At 34.1% G+C, this 1,503-nt stretch carries 1 protein-coding gene and 2 pseudogenes; 2 read left to right on the top strand and 1 reads right to left on the bottom strand.

Annotated features, from left to right (window positions below):
• Positions 1–452 (top strand): annotated as a pseudogene (locus V7137_RS24675) (DUF1572 family protein); the annotation flags it as partial.
• 213 nt (positions 453–665) lie between these two features.
• Here V7137_RS24675 and V7137_RS24670 read toward each other — a convergent pair.
• Entirely contained in the window at positions 666–1,157 is a 492-nt protein-coding gene (locus tag V7137_RS24670; protein ID WP_335700521.1) for an RrF2 family transcriptional regulator, read from the bottom strand.
• A gap of 202 nt (positions 1,158–1,359) precedes the next feature.
• On the opposite strand from V7137_RS24670, the pseudogene V7137_RS24665 reads away from it, so the two are divergent.
• Positions 1,360–1,503, top strand: a pseudogene (locus V7137_RS24665) (FMN-dependent NADH-azoreductase); the annotation flags it as partial.

Raw genomic sequence — 1,503 nt, 5'->3', positions numbered from 1 at the left:
TTATGGAAGCAAAAATAACCACTGAAAAAGCAATAGAGCAATTAACCGAAAGCGAATTATTTTGGTCTCTGAATGAAGAGTCCAATAGTGTCGCCATTATAGTGAAACACATGAGTGGTAATATGGTGTCTCGCTGGACTGATTTCTTTACAACTGACGGGGAAAAACCTTATCGAAATCGTGATGATGAATTTGTGGGAGATATTCAAACCAAAGAGCAGGTGATGGAACTGTGGGAACTTGGGTGGGATACCTTTTTGACTGCATTGAAAGATATTGACGAAGAACACCTATTAAAAACAATTAATATCCGAAATGAACCACATTCAGTTATAGAAGCTATTGAACGCCAAATGTACCATTATTCTTACCATGTTGGGCAAATTGTTTACTTAGCAAAAATTATAAGATCAAGTGATTGGAAGACACTAACTATTCCTCGGAAAAAGTAATAATTGGTTCTTGTTGATTAATAATTCATGATGGTGGCACCTCTAGCAGGGAATAGATTTTTGTCCGTGGTGTGGTACTAAGCTATATATTTTGGATACTTTCTTCTTTCACTATCGGGTGCATTACTTAAAGTTCCTGCTGCGGTTTCCTTGAACTATGCAAAAAACCTCTCAAAATTCCTATTAATTTAGGAATTTCACGAGAGGTTTATTTTATATGTTGCTCTTCGAAAAATAATCCCGAGTATCTTTACGTATTTGTTTGGGTAAAACACGTTCAAGCTCTTCATTTAACCATGACAGTGTTTTATTACGCAAATAATCACGCATTTTTTCTTCCGCAGAGAGCATAACTAAATTGATGGTACAAGAGGAGGGAGCTGAACAACAGTTTTCTCTATACAAATAACCATTATCTTTAATATTTTTACATTGAAAAATTGGCTTAGGACCTTCAACTGCTTCAACTACATCCCAAAAGGAAATATCTTCTGGGGACTTAGATAACCTATACCCTCCTTTTACACCAGGGACAGAACTTACGATGCCTGCCTTAGATAATTTACCGAAAACTTTTGAAAGAAATGTCTCAGGAAGTCCTTGGAATTCTGCCAAATCCTTTATCCCAACACTTTCCTTGGAAGGAAGAGCAATTAAATAAACCAGACAATGTAAAGCATATTCAACACCGACACTATACTGCATATAAACTCACCTGCTTTTGGTTTTAAGGGTTATCAAATTGTATCTTAGGAGTATTTAGAGTGTTAGTCAAATGAAAGAAATCTATTTTGGGTAAATCATATTCATTTGACAAAAATAATCATAGCATATATTATAGACAATGTTAATCGACGATTAACTTAGTCTTTAATTAGAACCTAAAATTCTTAAAGGGGAAATAAAAATGATCAAAACACTTATCATTAATGCACATCCAAAAATAGATGATACTTCTTCAGTTAGCTTGCAGGTTTTTAACCACTTTTTTGAAAGCTTATAAAGAATTAATTCCTGATAGCGAAATAATTGAACAGATTAACTTGTACAG

Origin of the sequence: Neobacillus drentensis, assembly GCF_036962765.1 — a bacterium.
Taxonomy (GTDB): domain Bacteria; phylum Bacillota; class Bacilli; order Bacillales; family Cytobacillaceae; genus Neobacillus; species Neobacillus drentensis_C.
Note: the sequence above shows the minus strand (reverse complement) of the source record. Positions and strands in the feature narration are given on the sequence as shown.